At 43.4% G+C, this 20,765-nt stretch carries 21 protein-coding genes; 20 read left to right on the forward strand and 1 reads right to left on the reverse strand.

Annotated elements, in window-relative coordinates:
• Window positions 1-14: 14 nt before the first annotated feature.
• From atpF to CL176_RS03790, 11 genes are all read left to right on the forward strand, one after another.
• Window positions 15-521 (forward strand): F0F1 ATP synthase subunit B, encoded by a 507-nt coding sequence (gene atpF / locus CL176_RS03740; protein ID WP_118990126.1) that lies wholly within the window; start codon window positions 15-17, stop codon window positions 519-521.
• On the forward strand, window positions 514-843 hold the full coding sequence (locus CL176_RS03745; RefSeq protein WP_118990127.1) for a F0F1 ATP synthase subunit delta: 330 nt from the start codon (window positions 514-516) through the stop codon (window positions 841-843). The genes atpF and CL176_RS03745 overlap by 8 nt, the downstream gene beginning before the upstream one ends.
• On the forward strand, window positions 836-2,380 hold the full coding sequence (gene atpA / locus CL176_RS03750; protein ID WP_118990128.1) for a F0F1 ATP synthase subunit alpha: 1,545 nt from the start codon (window positions 836-838) through the stop codon (window positions 2,378-2,380). Before CL176_RS03745 ends, atpA begins: the two co-directional genes overlap by 8 nt.
• Window positions 2,358-3,278 carry an ATP synthase F1 subunit gamma gene (gene atpG / locus CL176_RS03755; RefSeq protein ID WP_118990129.1) on the forward strand — a complete coding sequence of 307 codons (921 nt, stop codon included), beginning with the start codon at window positions 2,358-2,360 and terminating at the stop codon, window positions 3,276-3,278. The genes atpA and atpG overlap by 23 nt, the downstream gene beginning before the upstream one ends.
• 11 nt (window positions 3,279-3,289) lie before the next feature.
• Window positions 3,290-4,747, forward strand: coding sequence for a F0F1 ATP synthase subunit beta (atpD, locus tag CL176_RS03760; protein WP_118990130.1), 1,458 nt, complete (start codon window positions 3,290-3,292; stop codon window positions 4,745-4,747).
• A gap of 1 nt (window position 4,748) precedes the next feature.
• Entirely contained in the window at window positions 4,749-5,183 is a 435-nt protein-coding gene (gene atpC, locus CL176_RS03765) for an ATP synthase F1 subunit epsilon (RefSeq protein WP_118990131.1), read from the forward strand.
• A gap of 289 nt (window positions 5,184-5,472) precedes the next feature.
• Window positions 5,473-6,348: a LysR family transcriptional regulator gene (locus tag CL176_RS03770; RefSeq protein WP_118990132.1), complete on the forward strand. Its 876-nt coding sequence runs from the start codon at window positions 5,473-5,475 to the stop codon at window positions 6,346-6,348.
• A 20-nt stretch (window positions 6,349-6,368) separates the two neighbouring features.
• On the forward strand, window positions 6,369-6,665 hold the full coding sequence (locus tag CL176_RS03775; RefSeq protein WP_118990133.1) for a UPF0223 family protein: 297 nt from the start codon (window positions 6,369-6,371) through the stop codon (window positions 6,663-6,665).
• Entirely contained in the window at window positions 6,666-7,439 is a 774-nt protein-coding gene (locus CL176_RS03780) for an inositol monophosphatase family protein (protein WP_118990134.1), read from the forward strand. It begins immediately after the preceding gene.
• Between the two features lie 26 nt (window positions 7,440-7,465).
• Window positions 7,466-9,298 (forward strand): translational GTPase TypA, encoded by a 1,833-nt coding sequence (typA, locus tag CL176_RS03785; RefSeq protein WP_118990135.1) that lies wholly within the window; start codon window positions 7,466-7,468, stop codon window positions 9,296-9,298.
• Between the two features lie 81 nt (window positions 9,299-9,379).
• Window positions 9,380-9,982, forward strand: a complete 603-nt coding sequence (locus tag CL176_RS03790; protein WP_118990136.1) for a superoxide dismutase — start codon at window positions 9,380-9,382, stop codon at window positions 9,980-9,982.
• Between the two features lie 103 nt (window positions 9,983-10,085).
• On the opposite strand, the gene CL176_RS03795 is transcribed toward CL176_RS03790, so the two are convergent.
• Window positions 10,086-11,408 carry an ISL3 family transposase gene (locus tag CL176_RS03795; protein ID WP_118989665.1) on the reverse strand — a complete coding sequence of 441 codons (1,323 nt, stop codon included), beginning with the start codon at window positions 11,406-11,408 and terminating at the stop codon, window positions 10,086-10,088.
• Window positions 11,409-11,875: 467 nt separating this feature from the next.
• Between CL176_RS03795 and CL176_RS03800 the strand changes: the two genes are divergently transcribed.
• The 9 genes from CL176_RS03800 to CL176_RS03840 all read left to right on the forward strand — a co-directional run bounded on the left by CL176_RS03800 (window position 11,876) and on the right by CL176_RS03840 (window position 20,765).
• The gene (locus CL176_RS03800) at window positions 11,876-13,180 is read left to right on the forward strand and encodes an FtsW/RodA/SpoVE family cell cycle protein (protein WP_118990137.1); all 1,305 of its coding nucleotides are present in this window, start codon (window positions 11,876-11,878) and stop codon (window positions 13,178-13,180) included.
• On the forward strand, window positions 13,167-13,511 hold the full coding sequence (locus tag CL176_RS03805) for a YlbG family protein (RefSeq protein WP_118990138.1): 345 nt from the start codon (window positions 13,167-13,169) through the stop codon (window positions 13,509-13,511). Before CL176_RS03800 ends, CL176_RS03805 begins: the two co-directional genes overlap by 14 nt.
• Window position 13,512: 1 nt before the next feature.
• Entirely contained in the window at window positions 13,513-14,079 is a 567-nt protein-coding gene (gene rsmD / locus CL176_RS03810; protein WP_118990139.1) for a 16S rRNA (guanine(966)-N(2))-methyltransferase RsmD, read from the forward strand.
• Window positions 14,076-14,573: a pantetheine-phosphate adenylyltransferase gene (gene coaD / locus CL176_RS03815; RefSeq protein ID WP_118990140.1), complete on the forward strand. Its 498-nt coding sequence runs from the start codon at window positions 14,076-14,078 to the stop codon at window positions 14,571-14,573. Before rsmD ends, coaD begins: the two co-directional genes overlap by 4 nt.
• Window positions 14,574-14,693: 120 nt before the next feature.
• A complete protein-coding gene (locus tag CL176_RS03820) occupies window positions 14,694-15,395 on the forward strand; it encodes a helix-hairpin-helix domain-containing protein (RefSeq protein ID WP_118990141.1) in 702 nt (233 codons plus the stop codon).
• Window positions 15,395-17,767: a ComEC/Rec2 family competence protein gene (locus tag CL176_RS03825; protein ID WP_162890812.1), complete on the forward strand. Its 2,373-nt coding sequence runs from the start codon at window positions 15,395-15,397 to the stop codon at window positions 17,765-17,767. The genes CL176_RS03820 and CL176_RS03825 overlap by 1 nt, the downstream gene beginning before the upstream one ends.
• Before the next feature lie 57 nt (window positions 17,768-17,824).
• The gene (locus tag CL176_RS03830; protein WP_118990143.1) at window positions 17,825-18,703 is read left to right on the forward strand and encodes a glycosyltransferase family 8 protein; all 879 of its coding nucleotides are present in this window, start codon (window positions 17,825-17,827) and stop codon (window positions 18,701-18,703) included.
• Between the two features lie 500 nt (window positions 18,704-19,203).
• Entirely contained in the window at window positions 19,204-19,944 is a 741-nt protein-coding gene (locus CL176_RS03835; RefSeq protein ID WP_276102252.1) for an amino acid ABC transporter ATP-binding protein, read from the forward strand.
• A 23-nt stretch (window positions 19,945-19,967) separates the two neighbouring features.
• Window positions 19,968-20,765 carry a transporter substrate-binding domain-containing protein gene (locus tag CL176_RS03840; RefSeq protein ID WP_118991562.1) on the forward strand — a complete coding sequence of 266 codons (798 nt, stop codon included), beginning with the start codon at window positions 19,968-19,970 and terminating at the stop codon, window positions 20,763-20,765.

Genomic DNA, 20,765 nt, shown 5'->3' on the forward strand with positions numbered 1-20,765 from the left:
GGAGTGAGGTGGATATGGCGAATTTATTTGGACCTTCAGCCATTGGGCAAATGTTAATGACATTAATTTCTTTTATTCTAGTTATCTACGTTGCCTACCGTTTCGGTTATAAGCCAATTTCAGAAATGCTGGAGAAACGTCAAGCAGTAATTACGAAAGATTTAGCCGAAGCTCAAATGGCTCAAACGGCCTCCCAACAAGCACAAGAGGATGCTCGCCTTGCCTTGGAGCAAGCTCGCCAAGAAGCAACTGAAATTATTAACAGGGCAAAAGTACAAAGCCAAGCAGAAGCTCAGCGAACAATTCAAGCTACAGAATCTGAAATGCGTGAATTAAAAGCACGCCAAGAAGCAAGCTTCGCCCAAGAACGCCAAGAAATGCAAGAGGCGATGGAAGTTAATATCGCTGAAATATCTGTGCAAATTGCTGAAAAGATATTACAACGTGAGGTGACACAGGAAGATCAAGACCGTTTAATTCAAGAGTTTATGGCTAGATTGGAAGCGGAAGGAAATGTCTGAGATGATTGAAGCAAGCAGTTATGAAACAGTAAAGCAATCTCAAGGTTTAACGCACCATCCAGGACATATTAAAGGGGCAAAGGACTTAATTATCACAAGTGCTGTGCCGCTTTCTTCAGATAGCAAGCAGGCCATTGTCGACGGTTTCAGTCGGCTTACCCAGACGACTTATGGTAATGTGTCTTATGTAGTCGATAGTGCCTTAATTTGTGGGGTGAGGGTTCAGTCGGATTCCTTTGTTTATGAATGGAGTTACCGTAAGCAATTGAGGGAATTAGCCCAAGCTTTAGCTGAATCAGGAAGGGGGGAAGAAGATGAGTGAATTCAAAGCAATCCAACGGATTCAAGAAGTACTGCATAATTTCGAACCTGGCGTAAGCAAATTAGAGAAAATTGGAACCATCACCTCTGTTGGTGATGGGATTGCACGGGTGAGCGGCTTTGAAGAAGTGCGTTACGGTGAAATGGTGCAATTCTCCAATGGTGCGATTGGTATGGTGCAGAACTTGGAAAGTGAAGACGTGGGTGTCATTATCTTCGGCTCTTACGCATCTATCCATGAAGGCGACTCGGTTCGTCGCATGCATCGGATGATGGAAGTGCCCGTCGGTGAAGTAATGCTAGGTCGGGTTGTCGATGCATTAGGTCGGCCAATTGACGGCAAAGGCGAAATTCATGCAACTCAGTATCGCCCTGTTGAAGCAGAAGCCCCCGGTATAATGGATCGCCAAACAGTGAATGAACCCTTGCAAACCGGTATTAAGGCCATCGATGCCCTGGTTCCGATTGGCAAAGGCCAACGTGAGTTAATTATTGGCGACCGCAAGACAGGTAAGACAACCTTAGCGATTGACACCATCCTTAACCAAAAAGGCAAGAACGTCCGTTGCATTTATGTTTCAATCGGGCAGAAAGAATCGACCGTAAAGAATCTCGTCAAGACCCTCGAACGGCATGACGCCATGGATTACACCATTGTTATGTCAGCTAGTGCTTCTAGTGCGTCAAGCCTGCTATATTTAGCACCTTATGCGGCAACGGCGATGGGCGAGGCTTTTATGTATCAGGGTGACGATGTCCTTATTATTTATGATGATTTATCCAAGCAGGCTGTTGCCTATAGAGAATTGAGCTTACTATTGAAGCGACCTCCTGGTCGGGAAGCCTACCCAGGAGATATTTTTTACTTGCATTCACGGCTTTTGGAACGTTCAGGGAAACTTAGTGATGAGCGAGGTGGAGGTTCGATGACGGCCTTGCCGATTATCGAAACCCAGGCTGGTGATATATCAGCCTATATTCCAACCAATGTTATTTCTATTACGGATGGCCAGATTTTCCTTGAAAGTGATTTATTCTTTAGTGGTGTCCTACCGGCGATTAATGCTGGACTGTCAGTATCTCGGGTCGGTGGGTCAGCTCAGTTGCCGGCTATGAAGAAGGTGTCTGGTACCTTGCGAATTGACTTAGCAAGTTATCGTGAATTAGAGGCTTTTAGCCAATTTGGTTCAGATCTTGATGAAACCACCCAACGTACTCTTACTCAGGGTGCACGCACCGTTGAAGTACTTAAACAAGGGGCACATGTGTTAATTCCGCAAGAGATGCAGGTCATTTTAATTTATGCACTCACCCATCAATTCATGGCGGATGTTGACCCTAGCCAAGTTCAAGTCTATGAGAGAGATTTATATAACTACGTGGATCAGTGGGGCCAAGATATTCTACAAGACATTCGCACCAAGGGTCATATTGAGGACACAGCTGCCTTGGATTCCTTATTGGCGTCATTTAATCAAACCTATCTCGGTCAACGTCAAGGAACGGAGGGCTCAGATGGAATCCCTAGTTCAAATTAAACGTCAAATCGACTCCATTCGAAAGACATCTCAGATTACGAACGCCATGCGCCTCGTTTCCACAGCTAAGTATAATCAAATTCAAGAAAAGGCCAAGGATTATGACATATACATGGAAGCGGTCCGACGGATGGTACGCGATTTGATGCAGGCTTCTTTATATGATATGCCCGATACAATTTGGTTGCCTGATGTGAGTGAGGAAGCACTCTCTTTTCAAGATCTCTATCAGCGCAATCCCCAAAAGAAGACGGGTTACTTAATCATTACAACAGACAAAGGCCTGGCAGGTAATTACAATAATCAGATGCTGCAAAGTTTCGAAGAGCGGTTGCACGTAGCGCATGCTAGTCTTGAGGAAGTCGTAGTTTTCGCTATTGGTGAGCCAATCATTAAATACTGCCGTAAGCATGGTATTGAAGTAGCTTACCAGCATCAACATTTGCCAGATTATCCAAGCTATACCCAAGTGCAAGAAATTATCCAGACAGCTATCAAATTGTATCAAAATCACGTATATGATCGATTAATTATTGGATATCATCACGCGATTAATATTCTGGCCAGTGAAGTACGTCTGGAGCCTTTCTTACCTTTGGAAGGGCTACTGGAAGAGCAGACTGAGCCAGCTCAAGCGTCGATTCAATATCGAATTGAACCAAGCGCTGAATTAGTTATAAATGACTTACTGCGGCAGTATGCTGAAAGTCAAATTTATGGGGCAATCATCGATGCCAAGACGGCTGAGCAGGCCAGTCGGATGCAAGCCATGAGTCAAGCTACCAACAATGCCCAGGAGATGATTCAAGCCTTGCAACTTAAATACAATCAGGCCCGACAAGTCAGTATTACTAATGAACTACTCGATATTATTAACGGTTCAGCTAACAAAGAATAGGAGGGGAATATATGAGAATTGGACATATTGAACAAGTGATTGGACCGGTCGTAGATGTGTATTTCCCACTCGATGTGGGTATCCCAGATAATCATCACGCGCTTATCGTATTGCCAGAAGTGCAGGATGAGGACCTGGATAACATCGACCTAGCAGAGCAGACTCAAATCGTTCTAGAAGTTGCCCTAGACATTGGGGAAGGTAACGTACGAACGATAGCCATGCAAGCGACCGAAGGGCTCTCCAGGGGCATGGTCGTTATCGATACAGGCAAGCCTATTACCGTCCCGGTTGGGCAAGAAACTTTAGGTAGAGTTTTCAATGTGCTTGGCCAACCCATTGATGAATTGGGCGAAGTTGAAACGCAGCGCCGGGCTAGTATTTACCGTCAAGCTCCAGCCTATGCCCATTTAACCAATGATTATGAAATCTTAGAAACTGGTATAAAAGTCATCGACTTGCTCGCACCTTATCTCAAAGGGGGCAAAATAGGACTCTTTGGTGGTGCCGGTGTCGGTAAAACGGTGCTCATCCAAGAACTGATTCACAACATTACGGAACAAATCGGCGGCTTGTCCGTCTTTACCGGAGTCGGTGAACGGACCCGGGAAGGGAACGATTTGGTTCATGAAATGCGTGAAAGTGGCGTTGATAAGAATACGGCCATGGTCTTCGGACAAATGAATGAACCTCCCGGTGCGCGGATGCGGGTCGTATTAACTGGACTGACGATGGCTGAATACTTCCGTGATAAAGCAAAGCAAGATGTATTACTCTTTATTGACAATATTTATCGCTATACCCAAGCGGGTTCAGAGGTGTCTGCCATGCTCGGGCGGATGCCATCAGCAGTAGGTTATCAGCCAACCTTGGCCAGTGAAATGGGTCAAATGCAAGAACGCATCGCGTCAACGGTAGATGGGTCGATTACGTCTATTCAAGCTGTATATGTGCCAGCTGATGACTATACAGACCCAGCACCTGCAACGACCTTTACCCATCTCGATGCAACAACCAATCTTGACCGCAAGATTGCTGAGCAAGGGATTTACCCTGCCGTCAATCCACTCGAATCTTCTTCAATCGCCTTATCGGCTGATATCGTTGGCGACCGGCATTATAGAATAGCCCGTCAAGTTCAAGCAACCTTGCAGAAATACAATGAACTACAAGACATTATTGCGATATTAGGTGTGAACGAGTTGAGCGAGGAAGAACAAAGTGTGGTTAGACGCGCGCGACGTATTCAGCTCTTCCTCTCGCAGAATTTCCATGTAGCTGAAGCCTTCACGGGCATTCCTGGTTCTTTTGTAAGAATTGAAGAAACGTTGGATGGCTTCGAAGGTATTCTTGAAGGGAAGTATGACGCGTTTCCTGAAGAAGCCTTCCGGAATGTTGGTAATATCGATGCAATGCTTGCTAAAGCCACACAACTCGGCTTCGATGTTGAGAAAGCCTTAGGTGAATAAGATGGCTGAAGAAACAGAAACCTTAATGAGAATTGATATTCTCTCACCGGAAGGAGCAATCTACTCGCATCAAGCATACGCCATCACAGCCAAATCAGCAGACAATGGCTTGACAATTATGCCGAACCATATCCCCTTGATGACCGTCTTGGACATCGGCGTTATTCAAGTAAGACGACGGCCTAACCATGAGCAGTTCGATTTTATTGCTATCAATGGTGGTAATCTATCGTTTCAGAATAATCATTGCGTCGTTGTGGCAACCTACGCAATTCGCGCCCGCGACATCGATGCCGGTGTCGTTGAAATCGAACGCCAACAAGCTGAAGTCGCAGCAAGTCAGGCGCTTGACCGCCATGATACGGTGTCTTATCAACGGGCCCAATTAGAAATCGAACGCGTCTTGAACCTTATGCGGGTCAGTCGTATGAAATAAGCATAAATAATCTCAAAGCATGTGCAGGATTCCTGCATATGCTTTATTTAATTGGAGGCAATTTCATTACGCAAACTAAGCTAAGCCGGCAACTTTTCGCCTTTTCGCAATTATTTAAAAGTTCTTGTGAGCTATCGGTTCTTTCGCTATACTTACATTATATACGTTATCAAAAGACTTTGAGAATGAGCTATTCTTCAAGGAAATATGCTATAATGAACAGGAATGGCTTTACTTGCCAAAGCACACCTTTTGGCCTTTCAATGACTATGAAATGTAAGGAGCTACTATGAATATAAGAGATCTACATTATTTTATCCACCTTTCCAAAAGCTTAAGCTTCACCAAGACTGCTGAAGCATTCTATGTATCACAGCCGTCCATTTCCATTGCTTTGAAGCGTTTGGAAGAGAATTTTGGTGCGACCCTTATCGAAAGACAGCGTTCAGTTCAGAACATTCAGTTGACAGGTGCCGGAGAGATACTGTTGCGCCGGGCTCAACAGATTACTGAATTGCTTGAATTAACTGAACGTGAGATTCAGGACAATCAGAATCAGACAATTAATTTTGGTTATTCGCCAACCATCGGTAGTTACTATTTGCCTGAGCTGCTGCCCTTTATTCAAGACTATACAGAGCATATGAGTTTTATCGAAGAAGAAAGCTCGGACCAAATGTTAGAGATGCTGGAGAAGCAACAAGTCTCTATTGCTATTATTGGCAGTGAATCAGATGTAATGCCTCAGAAATGGTTAGAGACTTATGCCTTGGATAGGTTTGAAGCGGGAATCTATGTATCCAAGCAACATCCACTTGCCAAAGAGCATTCGGTTTCCCTGAAACAAATCAAGGAATTGCCTCTCATCAGTTTAGGTAAAGGCTATACACATTACCGGATATTTGAAGCCTGGGCACAAGAAGTGGGCCTACCATTGCATAAGGTTACTTTCACAAATGATACCCATACTTTGAATACAATGGTTAAAGCAGGGATTAAAGCTGGCTTTATGACAGACGCTCTCGTAACCCAAGCCGAGGACATGGTTAAGCTCCTAATCGAGGACGCACCGTACTTTTACACATTCCTTGTGGTAAATGACACCATGAATGTGTCACAAATGCAAGCGGATTTCAACCAAACGATGAAGCAACACGTGAAGTAAATGCTGGAGGAGGTCTAAGAATGGGACAATATACTTACCCGATGGAGGCCGATTGGTCAAGGGAAGAATTGCTGGATGTCATTGCCTTATATAATGCTGTTGAAGCAGCCTATGAATCTGGGATTGCACCGGATGAATTTGCCCAACGGTATCGTCGTTTCAAGGAAATTGTACCTAGCAAAAGCCAGGAAAAGCAAATTGGACGTGCCTTTGAAGCGTCTAGTGGCTACTCAATTTATCATGTGTATAAAGCCTGGCAAGATTCTAAAGACCAAACGCATGTTAAGCGACTACATGTATCACAAGGAGGCAAATAGATGGATTATCAATTAGATTTTCGCATTAAATTGTGGATGGAAGAAGTGGCGGAGAGATTACGTGAGTCATTGAACCAGAAGGTAGAAATTCAGGAAAAGCAAGGCGCAGCTGACTTGGTCACTGAAATGGATCGATGGGCTGAGACTTATTTTGTTGAGAAGATTACAACCTATTACCCCGATCATCAAATTATTGGTGAAGAAGGAATCTCAGATACGCCGGTTACCTCTACCAAAGGGATTACTTGGTTAATCGATCCAATTGATGGCACCTTGAATTATGTGAAGGAAAAGAACCATTTTGGGATTATGGTTGGGATTTTTGAAGACGGCGTCCCCGTTGCTGGTTATATTTATGACGTTATGAATCACGATTTATATTCAGGTATTGTCTCAGAGGGTGTATTTCTGAATAATAAACCGCTGACACCAATCCAAGTTGATAGTATTTCTTCAAGTTTAGTTGTCGGAAATGTTGGCAATTACGTTGAAAATCGGTATAATTTACAAGCTATCCATCATTTAGCTTTAGGAACACGCTCATACGGAGCTGCGGCTTTAGAAATTATTGCTGTTTTACGCGGTGAAGTATGTTTATATGCGTCTTCCGGGTTAAATCCATGGGATTTTGGCGCTGGCTATGCCTTGTGCAAGGCCTTAGGCTTTGAAGTAACTACATTTACCAATGAGCCTTTGAACATTATGGAGAAATCGCCGGTAATTTTCGCCCCTAAACATATTCATGCTGAGGCCCTTAAATTACTCGAAGTTTAGTTATTTACACACAAAAGGAGAATGTTATGACACAACGCAAGGACTTAAGAAATATTGCGATTATCGCTCACGTTGACCACGGAAAGACGACCCTCGTCAATGAACTACTCAAGCAATCCGACACATTAGACAGCCACACTCAATTAGATGACCGTGTGATGGACAACAATGATTTGGAGCGGGAGCGGGGCATAACCATCCTTGCTAAGAATACGGCCGTGAAATACAAAGGTACGCACATTAACATTATGGATACACCAGGACACGCGGACTTCGGTGGCGAAGTGGAGCGTATCTTAAAGATGGTTGACGGCGTCGTCCTTGTTGTGGACGCTTATGAAGGGACTATGCCACAGACACGTTTCGTCTTGATGAAAGCATTAGAAGAAGGCTTAACCCCAGTTGTTGTGGTGAATAAAATCGACAAACCATCTGCTCGACCTCAAGAAGTTGTGGATGAAGTCCTAGATTTATTTATTGAACTGGGGGCAGATGACGATCAAATCGACTTCCCCGTTGTTTATGCTTCAGCCATAAATGGTACGTCTAGTGCTAGTGACCAATTGGCCGATCAAGAGCCGAATATGGATGCTATCTTTGATGCAGTATTGGAACATGTGCCTGCACCTGAGGCGAATTTCGATGAACCATTGAAGTTCCAAGTCTCCCTCTTAGATTACAATGAATATGTGGGGCGAATTGGTATTGGGCGTATCTTCAGTGGCCAAATCCATGTCGGTGATCAAGTAACCTTAATCAAAAACGACGGCAGTCAGAAGAACTTCCGAGTTACCAAAATGTTCGGATTCTTCGGTTTAGACCGGGTTGAAATCCAAGAAGCCAAAGCGGGTGATTTGATTGCTTTGGCAGGAATGGAAGATATCTTTGTCAGTGAGACGATCACCGACCCGGAAAATCCTGAAGCGATGCCTGCCTTGCATATCGACGAGCCGACCTTACAAATGACGTTCTTGACGAATAATTCACCTTTTGCTGGGCGAGAAGGAGACTATGTTACTTCGCGTAACTTACAAGACCGCTTAGAGTCTGAACTACATACGGATGTCTCTTTAAAAGTCGAGCCTACAGATTCACCAGACGCCTTTACGGTATCGGGTCGGGGTGAGTTGCACTTATCTATTCTTATTGAGAATATGCGCCGGGAAGGTTATGAATTTCAAGTATCCCGTCCACAAGTTATTATTAAGGAAGTCGACGGCGTACAAATGGAGCCTTTTGAACGGGTGCAAATTGACACGCCTGAAGAATATATGGGAGCGATTATCGAAGCACTCGGCATGCGTAAGGCAGAGATTGCTGATATGATCAATCCAGGAACTGGTCAAGTCCGCATGATTTTCTCAGTGCCTGCCCGTGGTTTAATTGGTTTTTCAACCGAATTTATGTCTTTAACCCACGGCTATGGTATTATGAACCACAGCTTTGATGAGTATCGTCCATTAATTGACGGAAATATTGGACGTCGTCGTAACGGTGCTCTAGTTGCCCAAGAGGCTGGCCAAACAACCACTTATAGTATTATGAACTTAGAAGATCGGGGTACGATTTTCGTAGAACCGGGGACGGAAGTTTATGGCGGTATGATAGTCGGCGAACATAACCGTGAGAACGACTTAACGGTCAACATCACCCGGGCGAAAGCCTTAACCAACGTACGTTCCGCAACGAAAGATCAAACGTCCGTCATTAAACAACCACGCAAGATGACACTGGAAGAGTCCATTGAATTCATGGATGATGATGAGTACTGTGAAGTAACACCACAGAGCATTCGTTTACGTAAGAAAATCCTTGATAAGAACGCCCGGGAGAAGGCAGCTAAGAAAGACAAAAAATAAACAGTTTCTTTGAGCATTGTAGTACGCTTTCATCTTGTTTCATGCTAAACTAGAAGTATGAAATAAGAGGAGGAAATTGAAATGACTTTTACACTACCAGATTTACCTTATGCATTTGATGCTTTGGAGCCAGTGATTGACAAAGAAACGATGGAAATCCATCACGGTAAACATCACAACACGTATGTAACAAACTTGAATAAAGCAGTTGAAGGAACCGAGTGGGCAGATAAAGCCATCGAAGACGTTGTAGCTAACTTAGCAGATGTTCCCGAAAACATCCGTACAGCTGTCCGTAACAATGGTGGCGGTCACTTAAACCACACGTTATTCTGGGAAGAAATGCAAGCTCCTTCCGATAACAATGAAATTCCAGCTGAATTAAAAGAGAAAATCGAGCAAGACTTCGGTTCTGTAGAGAAGTTTAAAGAAGAATTCGAATCAGCTGCGACTGGCCAATTTGGTTCAGGTTGGGCATGGCTTGTTGATAACGACGGTACACTTGAAGTTGTTGGAACACCTAACCAAGACAACCCAATTACTGATGGTAAGAAACCATTGTTAGGAATTGACGTTTGGGAACATGCATACTACTTGAACTACCGTAATGTTCGTGCAGATTACGTAAGTGAATTCTGGAAAGTTGTAAACTGGGATGTTGTTGCTGAACGCTTGAATGCTTAAGTAACTCCCTAAGGATGTATGTTTGTATATTAGACCGGCTAGCTGAGGCTAGTCGGTTTTTTTAGGGCTCTTTGTCAAATAGGGTTGATGAGTAAATTTAAGGTCAAGCGACTAAATTTGTTGCTTGATCTTTTTCTTTGTTCTTAGGTTCATAAAGTCGGCACATGAGTAATATTCTGTCTCTAAAATGACTGAAGTTTCTGTAACCATAACCATTGCGTTTGAGTAGTTTAATCTTATTATTAATCCCTTCGATAGGACCATTACTAAGGCCTGCATGTGTGAGTGTGTTGTGGATATATTCCCCATACTTTCTGAACGTCCTTAATACACGCCTTAAGCCTTTTGAAAGTGTCATGGACCGGCTTTGTGCCAAAATCTCTTGATATCGTTGCCAGTTCCTATCCCTTAAGGCATCGCCCAATTGATGCACCATTTGATAGGTATCCTTCAAGACGTCGTCGTGCTGAATGAGATAGTCCACAATGCTACGAGTATTGGTTAACCAATCAAACAGTGGGAAGCGATGGTATTCAGTAGACATTAAGTCGCTTTTTGGTTTGAGTATTAATTTCCAATAACGCTTAAGTTTATTATAGAGTCTTGAATCTTTATAACGAACCTCGTTCATGTAACGAATTCGTGTCCGATCTAATTCGCGATTTAAGGCTTGAATTAAATGGAACGGATCAAGAATAATCTTTGCATTTGGAAACCATCGCTTTGCCAGGTGCATGTATGGTTCGTACATATCTATCGTAATGGTTTGAACTTGGTAACGTGCTTGGCGACTAAACCTTGAGAAATAAGCACTGAGTGAGTGTGTTTTTCTGTCTTCGACCACATCTACGATTTTATGTGACAGTGTATCACAACAGATGAAGCTCATCGCTGCTTTAACCGACTTAACGCTTTTAAATTCATCAAAGGATAGATGCTTAGGCAACTGTTCAGTGGACCGTATTCGAATAGCTCGAGCGGTTTCATGAATCACCCGTCGGACTGTATTTGGTGATACAAAAGTATCTTTGGCGATATCTGTTTCACAAGTGACTCTTGTGGCGCGGTCCATAATCTGTTGTTTGACTTGATTCGTAATATAGCAGTCAGGATTAACGATGGATGTCTTCGCTGTAAATGACCGCCCACAGGCTTTGCATAAAAAGCGTTGCTTAGCTAGGATTAAGTAAGCAGGTAAGCCTGATTTGGCTGTTAATGTCAGACGAGAGGAGCGTTTTCCATTACTGACAATGACATAATCATTATTGGCAATGCCACAATGAGGACAAGCCTCCGGTTTATATGCCAATGTTCCTCGATAAAAGAGCGATGTTCGCCCTTTGAATTCTATCTCTTCACAATAATCCATATCGATTTCAATGTTTTTGTCTTTTAATTGGAAGGTTTTTTCGATAAAATGATTCATACGTAGATGTTCTCCTTTATTATTGGGTCAACTTTAATATTAAAGAACATCTGCGTTTTTTGCACTTAAAAACGGTCGAGAAATTTCCATCAACCGTATTTATTTTAGAACCTTTTTTAGATGGTGGTATGAATCTGCTGGGTAGGACTCATTCCGTGGGACCAGTTTCCCACGGATTTTTGCATAATTTTATTCCGTCGGACTCTTTGCCCACGGAACTATGCAATGTATAGATGACGGGTCGTCCACTTTCTTATACTCTGTGAATAGGCTAGCGTCAAATTGGCTCATGCACTTGGCTATGGCCTAGCACAATATTCATAGTAGGCGAATTGGCGCTTCAAACTTGAAATGCTTTGATAGTTTTGTAGGAAGAGCAGTATTAATTAGCCATACTAGCCCATTCTGAGAATTAACCTATTAAGTATGATATAATAATCCCCAGCAAAGAAATAAGGAGGCGACGCATGAAAGAGAAAGATGCGGAAGCGAACGTCGCTTATCGTAAACAATCTAAGTTTTCGGGTGGTTTATTTGCCGAAACGAAAGGTTATTTTAAATATATAGATATCTTTAGTTTAATTCTTGTCTTAATATTGGTTGCTGTTGGCCTAATAATGGTCTTCAGCTCCAGCATGTATATTGTAAATGGTGAGAGTGGAATGTCTTCGGATCCGATGGGTGAGTTGATTAAACAAGGCCTGGCAGTCTTCTTAGGCAGTGGCCTGGCTCTAATCGCTTTTATCTTGCCTAAGGCTGTATATCGTGAAATCAATTTAGTCCTGCTTGCCAATGGTTTTCTCTTTGTTTTGCTTATATTGACTTTGCTTATAGGAATAACTAGTGGTGGTTCGACAAGTTGGTTGCCAATCTTTTCCTTTTCTTTGCAGCCAAGTGAATTTTTCAAAATTGTATTTGTAATCAGCTTTGCGTGGATTTTAACTTATCAGCATCGGGAAGTGAATCTATCGAAAGACCAAGATACGAACCGAAAGCTGACCGTGCTAGTTTGTATGTTGATTGCTGCCATTGCAATAATTGCTGCCCAGCCAGACTGGGGGATGGTCATTATCATTCTGGCTGTGGCTATTGTTATGTTCCTTATTGACCGAGCAACGTGGCGGCAAATGGCACTAATCTTAAGTGCGGTCTTTATAGCCATGGCACTTGTTCGATCTGTTGCGCATTTAATTCCGGAAAGCTTACATGGGATGCATTATATCCTTGACCGAATTGCTGCTTTTGGGAATCCCTTCTATTCGCCAGATGAATATGGCTATCAAATCATTAATGGCTTTGTAGCCTTTAGCCGTGGGGGATGGCTTGGTGTAGGATTAGGGCAAGGAATGATGAAGCGCGATAATAACTTGCCGGCGATTAATACAGACTATATTATTGCCAATATTGCTGAAGAATTAGGTTTTGTTGGGGTATTTCTTGTGTTAGGCATATTATTCTTATTGATATGCCGCATATACTATTTGTCAAGTCAAGTACGATATCGGCAAGATCGTTTAGTTTTGGTTGGCTTAGCGAGCATGCTACTCGTGCAAAGTTTCGTCAACGTAGGCGGAGCCTTAGGCCTAATACCTCTGACCGGGGTCACCTTGCCATTTATTAGTATGGGCGGTTCGAGTATGGTGACGAGCTTGTTAATGATGGGCTTGATTCAAGCGATTTGGGCCCAAGATCAGTATGCTAAGGCAGTGAAACCTGATTTAAAGCTGGTATATCCAAGTAAGAATGGAGGGATGACCCATGGAAATGGTTAAAAGAGAAGGCTTAATTATTTGGATGAAGTCATTTAAGTATATTAATAATCTTCGTAAATATGGCTATATTCACTACGCGAGCAAAAAGATGAAATATGCTGTCTTATACGTTGATCAGGAATTAGCCGAAGAGACAATCCAGCAATTAACGTACTATTCTTTTATCGATAAAATTGAACGCTCATACCGGGATGATATTGACATGACCTTCCCAAGTGTAGGGCCAGGACCAATGAAGGACGTCACGCCAGAAGACGAAGAAGGCGAGAGTGCCTTCTTTAGCCAAATTGCCCGAGAAATTCAAGCCCAGACAAAGGAGCGTGGCCAATAAGATGCGTGTAATTAGCGGAGAATTTGGCAGTCGCCCCTTGAAAGCAGTGCCAGGGAAAGGGACCCGGCCAACAACGGATAAAATCAAAGAAAGTATGTTTAATCTCATAGGCCAGAATAGGCTTTCAGGCATCTGCTTGGATTTTTATGGTGGAAGTGGAGCTTTAGGGATTGAAGCTGTCTCGCGAGGTTGTCAACGAGCGGTAATAACAGAGCGTAATGGTCAAGCAATTCAAACAATTCGAACGAATGTTGCCATGACGCAAGCAGAAGAACGCTTTACGGTATTGAAAGGGTCAAACCGGACAAGCCTTAAACAACTTGCCGAGCGGGAACCAACCTTAGTCTTTGACTGGGTCTTCCTCGATCCACCTTATAAGGACCAACAGGTTGCCGAAGATATAGCATGGTTGGAAGCAGCATCTTTATTAAGTTCCGATTGTGCCATTATTTGCGAAGTGGATGCAACAACTCATTTACCTGATAAGCTCGGGGCTTTTGAGAAATATAAAGAAAGGCGCTACGGACAGACACATGTTTGCCTGTATCAAAGAGGAGTACACGCATGAAGCAGAAAAGAATCGGAGTTTTTGCTGGGAGTTTTGATCCCTTAACCAATGGCCATTTAGATTTAATTGAACGCAGTAGTCGCTTATTTGATGAAGTGATTGTCTTGATTGCGATTAATACGTCGAAGCAAGCTTTATTCACCCCTCAAGAGCGGATAGCGTTAGTTCAAGAAGCGGTGGCTGATTTTGGGAATGTCGTCGTCGATACACTAACGGATGGCTTAGTGGCCCATTACTTTGAGGAGAAGGGGGCAACCGCGATGATTCGCGGGGTTCGTAATGCCACAGATTTCGAGTATGAATTTAGTATCGCAACGGCCAACCAAACGCAAAGTGCCAATTTGGAAACGGTCGTCTTGTATACGAAAAGTGAGTACCATTACTTAAGTTCAAGTCTTATTAAAGAAATCGCCTACTTTGACGGTGATATTTCAAAGATGGTCCCAAGTAACGTTGAAAAGGCGATTAAAGCACGAATGAAAGAGCGGAAATAAAGCAAATTGTCCACTGGAGCATATCATAGTGCTCTGGTGGTCTTTTTTTAATTTAAAGGTTTAAAACTGACCAGATGGAAATCGCCCTCTATTTGCGTATATTATATTGGAGGGATAATTATGAAAGAAATTAAATCGTTGTTAAGTACGTATTGTTTCCAAGTGTTGTTGGTTGTGGGTTTAGTCTTAGTCTGGTTGGCTTATAACCAGGGGAGTCAGCAGGCTGAAGCGGATTTTGTGCCTTTGGTTGAGTCGGTGGAAAGCAGTCAAGAAGTGGGTGAGGAGGTTGTCGACAGTGCGCTAAATGCAAGTGAGCCAGAAGACGGGGGAATGATTTATGTTGATTTGAAGGGAGCAGTTGTTAATCCACAAGTTTATGCGTTAGAAGCTGGTAGTCGTTTATTTGATGTGATTGAAGCTGCGGGCGGCTTTCTTGATGAGGCCGCGGTAAGTCAGGTAAATTTGGCGCAGAAATTAGAAGATCAGATGATGATTTATATTTATACTGAAAGTGAATGGGCTGTCTTAGCTGAAACGAGTGAAGTTGGCAGTGAAGAGCTGATGGCCATGACCCCGGTGATAGACGTTTTTCAATCAAGGGAAGCTGAGACGGTGGGTGACTCACATCGGGTAAATATAAATGCTGCCGATAAGGAGCAATTGATGACCTTACCAGGTATTGGACCTAAGAAAGCAGACGCTATTATTCAGTACCGGCAAGAACATGGCTCTTTCGGACAAATTGAAGACATAATGCTGGTGAGTGGTATTGGGGAGAAGACCTTCGCCCAATTGGCCGAATTGATTCAGGTGGAGCCATGATGAGACGGTATTTAGAAGCGGTGCAATTTGATTGGTTTTGGCTTCTTTGGTTAGCAGTCCTTGGCTTAAATCTTGCCCAAGGGGCTCGGGGCTGGGTGCTGGTGTTATTTATCTTCTTGCTTGTGCGGCTAAGCTTCCTGCCCAAAGAGACAATGTTATTGGCTTGTTGTGTGCTAGGCTTATTATGGGGTCGATTTGGCCAGGTGAGTCAAGCCTACCAAGAACAAGCCAGTCTGCCGCTTGCAGGGGTAGAAACAACGCTCATACTTGCCCTAGATCCGCTAGCTGTTCGTGAGACGGATTTCCAATTGCGTGGGGAAGGGCACGTAGTCAATGCGACAGGCCAAGTGAGTCCCTTAATCGGGGAGCAAATAGCTTTTAATCTATCGAAAGAAGAACAATCCGATGCCTTCATTCAAGACCTTAGAAAGCAAGCTGCCTACTGGCAGGTAGAGGGTGTATTGATGAAGCCGGATCAAGCGGAGAATTTCTTTACCTTTGATGAACGCTTATACTTCAAAGGACGGGATATTGCTTGGGAACTAGAAGTCTCAACAGTAAGCTTTGCTCAAATGGACACCAGCCTGTCGGGCTATTTAGCTCAAGGCCGACGACGCTTCCTTTCTCCTTTTATTCGCTATGAAACCTATGCTTGGGTGGCTTTGCATAATAAGCTCCTTCTCAACTTAGATTCGCAAGCTTACCGGCAATTTCGCAACGGTCTCAGTGATTATGGTGTCTTACATTTGTTCGCTTTATCAGGCTTTCATATTCATTTTCTCAGGCAGAAAATTCGTTATATCTTTTTAAGATGTGGCGTGACTATAGAGACGACGAATTTAGTGGTTGAAGTGCTTTTAGCTTGCTACTGCTTTCTCCTACGTTATCCAGTGGGGGTCATTCGCTCCTTGGCTGTGAAGTGGTCTTTGCGATGGATCCAAAAGGAGAACCTCCCTCTCAGCCGAATGGATACGACGGCCTTGGTTGGTCTCGGTTTGCTTTTCTTGAAACCTGCCTATGCGAGTCAATTAAGCTTCCTCTTGAGTTTCGGCCTAACAATGGTGATCCAGTTGTATTACCAAAAGCCCAAAGAGTTATCAGAAGGAGCTTCAGCATGGAAGGAGAGTTTCCGCTTTCAGCTCTTGTGCTTACTGTTTACCTGGCCCATCTTTATGCGGGTAAATCATGAATGGAATGTCCAACAATTTATATCGGTGAGTCTTGTCACCGGGCTTTTCAATCAACTCGTCATGCCAGTAATGCTTCTGACTAGTATTGGTCTACTGTTATTGCCTCAAGGGCTGGAGCCAATGTGGGCCATTTTGTCGGATGGGGTCACACGAATTTGGACTGGCTTAGGGGAGTGGGCTTTCTTTGCGCGAACTAATTTCATTACGGGACGTATTTCTGATTTGGTGTTGCTTCTTTTACTGGCGGCAGCTTGCTACGCTTTATATCGCTTGAGTCGACGTGAGGAGTTACCTTATTTGCATCTTGGCTTGGTGTATCTTTTCTGCCTTGGGGTAATGCCTTTGTTAGATCCACGGACAACGGTGACTATAATTGACGTAGATCAAGGGGATGCGATGTTGGTGCAACCAGCCTTTAGTCGGGAGCAGTGGCTCATTGATACGGGCGGGCGAGGGAATTGGTTTGGGGAAGCGGAGACGAGTTATGATGCGAATTTCGCAAGATATACCTTAATTCCAGCCCTTAAAGCCTTGGGTGTCCATCGCTTGACAGGTGTTATCTTAACGCATCCAGATATTGATCATATCGGCAATTTACCTAGCTTAGCCGAGGAAGTCAGGATTGACCGTATTTACATTAATGACTTTACCGCTGAGCAAGCAATTTGGCAGGAAATGTTACCCTATTTAAGTCAGACACAAATTGTGCAGCTGCCTCCAGGTTATGTGGGTCTTGGACAGGGAAATGTGATAGAATTGCTTATACTGGATGCGCCGGAATTATTAATGGGTGATGATGCCAGCAATAATAGTTCCATTATTCAACGCATCCACATTGGACCTTATCAGCTACTGGCTACAGGTGATTTATCCCAAGCCGGCGAAAATCGCTTACAAGCCCAATACCCAAATTTAACGACTGATTTTCTTAAACTTGGCCACCACGGTAGTCATACAAGTACGAGTGAGGAATATTTAGCGTGGCTCCAGCCCCATTTCGCTTACATTTCTGCCGGAGAAGGCAATCGCTACGGGCACCCTCATCCGGAGGTTTTGGCCAAGTTGGAGGCACAAGGGATTCCTTATGCTTGTACGGCGGATTATGGGGCGATTCAATTGCAGTATTCACCTCTATTTGGAGTGAAGATGAATACAGCGATAGAACCTGAGAATTCAAATTAAGTTCAAAGAATATGGTTATAATCGCATTGTTTTTGACAGAATAGAAAGAGGATACCCATGGATATACTATATTCAATTGATGAAGGATACATCCGTCAATTCTACACGTCGGTGTATTCTTTGTTTACTAATAGTTCAAGGGAGGATTTCAACATTTACGTCCTCCAAAAAGGCACCTTAAGCCAAAATGAGGAGATTGAGCAATTTATTACTGCGCTTGGCGGCCAGTATATTCCCGTTTCGATTAAAGACGCTGATTTTAAGGATGCACCTATAACTGACCGCTATCCGGAGAGTATTTACTACCGTCTGCTTGCCCAAGATTATCTGCCAGAGAGCTTAGAGCGGATTCATTACTTAGATGCAGATACCCTAATTATTAATGATATTTGTCAAATGGAAGCGATTGATGTGAGTGATTATCTGTATGCTGGCTGCAGTATGAGTACGTTAGTGGACATTAAGGCACCCTTTAACCGGGTTCGCTTACAAGCAAGCGATTTGAAGCGTTACTTTAACTCAGGAGTCTTAATTATGAATCTCAAGCGTATTCGCCAAGAAGTGAGCCGGGCGGATATTTTCGCTTATATCGAAAGTTTTGCGCCACTCTTAATCTTACCGGACCAAGATGTTCTAAACGCCCTATATCCAACGGAGATATTAGAAATACCAGATGATATTTATAATTTCGATTCACGCAATGTTCGTTTATATGAATTACTGAGTGACGGGGTGAAGGATATGGACTGGGTGATGGCTCATACAGTCATAATTCACTTCTGCGGTAAGGCTGTGCGCAATAAACCGTGGCACAAGCGAAGTCAGAATAACTTCACAAGTCTGTATAAATTCTACTGGCAGCAAGCCTATCGCTATTTAATGAGTCTGACTACTGAATCCGTTACTTCTAGGCAAATAGAAGAATTCATTCCTTAAGCATTTTGCCCAAACCGTCTATGTCTCAGAGCATTCTAAGGCGTTGGCGGCTTGAGGTTTAGTTAGTTCGTATGATTTACACGAGTTAATCTGCAGGATCATGAAATCATCAGGCGAGTCGGTTATAATTGTAACTGCATTCCGTGGGGGACGGTTCTCACGGAATGATTTTCGGGGGAAAATTCCGTGGAGGATAGTGTCCACGGAATATTGTGCTGAATTTCTTCTGTCGGACCGGTCTCCCACGGAACTTTCGGCAATATTTCTTCTGTCGGACGGAACTCCCACGGAATAAGGTCATATTTACTTGGCAGATATATGCCACAAAGAATACAACATCAAAAATTAGAGTGCTTCAATGCACATAAGAATCCACTAATTACCTTTGCCTTGTTCCGACGATGCCTATATAAATCAGCTATATTAGAATACAATAAAGAGTTTGCTTAATTCTTTCTAATGTTGTATCATTTTATATACAAAAATATTTTAGAAGAGGTATTCAGATGATTAAATTTCAAAATGTAAATAAATATTATGGAGATTTTCAAGCACTCAAGAATATTAATTTAGAAATAGGCAAAGGGGAAGTGGTCACACTAATTGGTCCTTCTGGTTCAGGGAAAAGTACGTTAACTCGCTGTATCAATGGGCTAGAAGCGATTAGTGACGGTGCTTTATTTGTTAATGATATTAATATTGCCGACCCGAAAGTGGATATGCGACAAGTGCGTCAGAATATCGGGATGGTATTTCAACATTTCGAACTCTATCCACATAAAACGGTTTTAGAGAACATTACACTTGCGCCGATGAAAGTCTTAGGGATGAATGAAGCCGAAGCGATTGAGGATGCAGAGCGTCGCTTGAACAATGTTAGTATGTTAGAGCATAAGGACAAGTATCCTTCACAAATTTCGGGGGGTCAAAAGCAACGGGTTGCGATTGCACGTGCCTTAGCCATGCGACCTTCGGTGATGCTTTTTGATGAGCCGACGAGTGCCTTGGACCCGGAAACCATTGGGGATGTGCTCGCGGTTATTGAGCGGCTTGGTACCAATCAGCCAGACTTAACGATGGTCATCGTAACCCATGAGATGGGCTTTGCTCGTGAGGCAAGTGACCGGACGATTTTTATGGCGAAGGGTGAGATTATCGAAGACCGACCAAGTGAGGAATTCTTCTTGAATCCACAGGATCCACGGGCCATTCAGTTCCTCGACCAAGTTATCGATCGTTAGGAGGGGTCTTGTTGAAGAAATATATGAAAATTATTAGTATCTTCCTGCTAGCGCTCTTTATGCTGACAGGCTGTGGACAAGTGGTGGGAACTAAAGATATATCTGAGCGAATCGATGCTTCTGATAACCCTAAAATCGTATGGGGTGTGAAGACGGATACCAATCTCTTCGGACTTTATAACATTCAAGATCAAGAAATTCAAGGCTTTGACGTGGATATTGCCAAGGCTTTAACGGCTGAGATGACGGATGGGCAAGGGGAAGCAGAGCTTGTAGAAGTAACGTCCAAAACACGGATTCCTTTGCTTAAAAACGGGAATATTGATGCGATTATCGCAACAATGACTATTACGCCGGAACGTGCTGAAGTCGTTAGCTTTTCCGACGTTTATTTCGATGCTGGGCAATCTCTGCTCGTTAAGAAAGGTTCTGATATTCAAGGAATCGACTCACTTACGACTGACCATACCATTATTGCGATTAAAGGCTCTTCCTCTGCCCAGAATATTCGCGATTTAGCCCCGCAAGTTTCTGTATTGGAGATGGAGAACTACTCCGAAGGCTTCGTAGCCTTGCAGTCAGGCCAAGGGGATGCCTTGACAACGGACAATGCTATCTTGCTAGGGATGGTTGAACAGAATCCTAACTTTACCTTAGCTGGTGAGAATTTCACGGAAGAACCATACGGAATTGCCATTGATAAAGGTCAAGAAGCTTTTCTGCAAGAAGTGAACGAAGCGCTAGCAACGATTCGAGCCAATGGCGTGTACGATCAAATTTATGATAAATGGTTTGGCGGCTTAGTGGACGAGGAGGTATAA

The organism is Suicoccus acidiformans (assembly GCF_003546865.1).
In the GTDB taxonomy this organism is placed as follows: Bacteria; Bacillota; Bacilli; order Lactobacillales; family Aerococcaceae; genus Suicoccus; species Suicoccus acidiformans.

What these genes read in the sequence shown, in the direction of transcription:
- atpG (WP_118990129.1), top strand. Translation starts at nt 2,358, where the DNA reads ATGGAATCCCTAGTTCAAATTAAACGTCAAATCGACTCCATTCGAAAG.
- CL176_RS03825 (WP_162890812.1), top strand. Translation starts at nt 15,395, where the DNA reads ATGAGACGGTATTTAGAAGCGGTGCAATTTGATTGGTTTTGGCTTCTT.
- CL176_RS03790 (WP_118990136.1), top strand. Translation starts at nt 9,380, where the DNA reads ATGACTTTTACACTACCAGATTTACCTTATGCATTTGATGCTTTGGAG.
- CL176_RS03770 (WP_118990132.1), top strand. Translation starts at nt 5,473, where the DNA reads ATGAATATAAGAGATCTACATTATTTTATCCACCTTTCCAAAAGCTTA.
- atpC (WP_118990131.1), top strand. Translation starts at nt 4,749, where the DNA reads ATGGCTGAAGAAACAGAAACCTTAATGAGAATTGATATTCTCTCACCG.
- CL176_RS03800 (WP_118990137.1), top strand. Translation starts at nt 11,876, where the DNA reads ATGAAAGAGAAAGATGCGGAAGCGAACGTCGCTTATCGTAAACAATCT.
- atpD (WP_118990130.1), top strand. Translation starts at nt 3,290, where the DNA reads ATGAGAATTGGACATATTGAACAAGTGATTGGACCGGTCGTAGATGTG.
- CL176_RS03745 (WP_118990127.1), top strand. Translation starts at nt 514, where the DNA reads ATGTCTGAGATGATTGAAGCAAGCAGTTATGAAACAGTAAAGCAATCT.
- coaD (WP_118990140.1), top strand. Translation starts at nt 14,076, where the DNA reads ATGAAGCAGAAAAGAATCGGAGTTTTTGCTGGGAGTTTTGATCCCTTA.
- CL176_RS03795 (WP_118989665.1), bottom strand. Translation starts at nt 11,408, where the DNA reads ATGAATCATTTTATCGAAAAAACCTTCCAATTAAAAGACAAAAACATT.
- CL176_RS03775 (WP_118990133.1), top strand. Translation starts at nt 6,369, where the DNA reads ATGGGACAATATACTTACCCGATGGAGGCCGATTGGTCAAGGGAAGAA.
- CL176_RS03840 (WP_118991562.1), top strand. Translation starts at nt 19,968, where the DNA reads ATGAAAATTATTAGTATCTTCCTGCTAGCGCTCTTTATGCTGACAGGC.
- typA (WP_118990135.1), top strand. Translation starts at nt 7,466, where the DNA reads ATGACACAACGCAAGGACTTAAGAAATATTGCGATTATCGCTCACGTT.
- CL176_RS03805 (WP_118990138.1), top strand. Translation starts at nt 13,167, where the DNA reads ATGGAAATGGTTAAAAGAGAAGGCTTAATTATTTGGATGAAGTCATTT.
- CL176_RS03830 (WP_118990143.1), top strand. Translation starts at nt 17,825, where the DNA reads ATGGATATACTATATTCAATTGATGAAGGATACATCCGTCAATTCTAC.
- atpF (WP_118990126.1), top strand. Translation starts at nt 15, where the DNA reads ATGGCGAATTTATTTGGACCTTCAGCCATTGGGCAAATGTTAATGACA.
- CL176_RS03780 (WP_118990134.1), top strand. Translation starts at nt 6,666, where the DNA reads ATGGATTATCAATTAGATTTTCGCATTAAATTGTGGATGGAAGAAGTG.
- CL176_RS03820 (WP_118990141.1), top strand. Translation starts at nt 14,694, where the DNA reads ATGAAAGAAATTAAATCGTTGTTAAGTACGTATTGTTTCCAAGTGTTG.
- rsmD (WP_118990139.1), top strand. Translation starts at nt 13,513, where the DNA reads ATGCGTGTAATTAGCGGAGAATTTGGCAGTCGCCCCTTGAAAGCAGTG.
- atpA (WP_118990128.1), top strand. Translation starts at nt 836, where the DNA reads ATGAGTGAATTCAAAGCAATCCAACGGATTCAAGAAGTACTGCATAAT.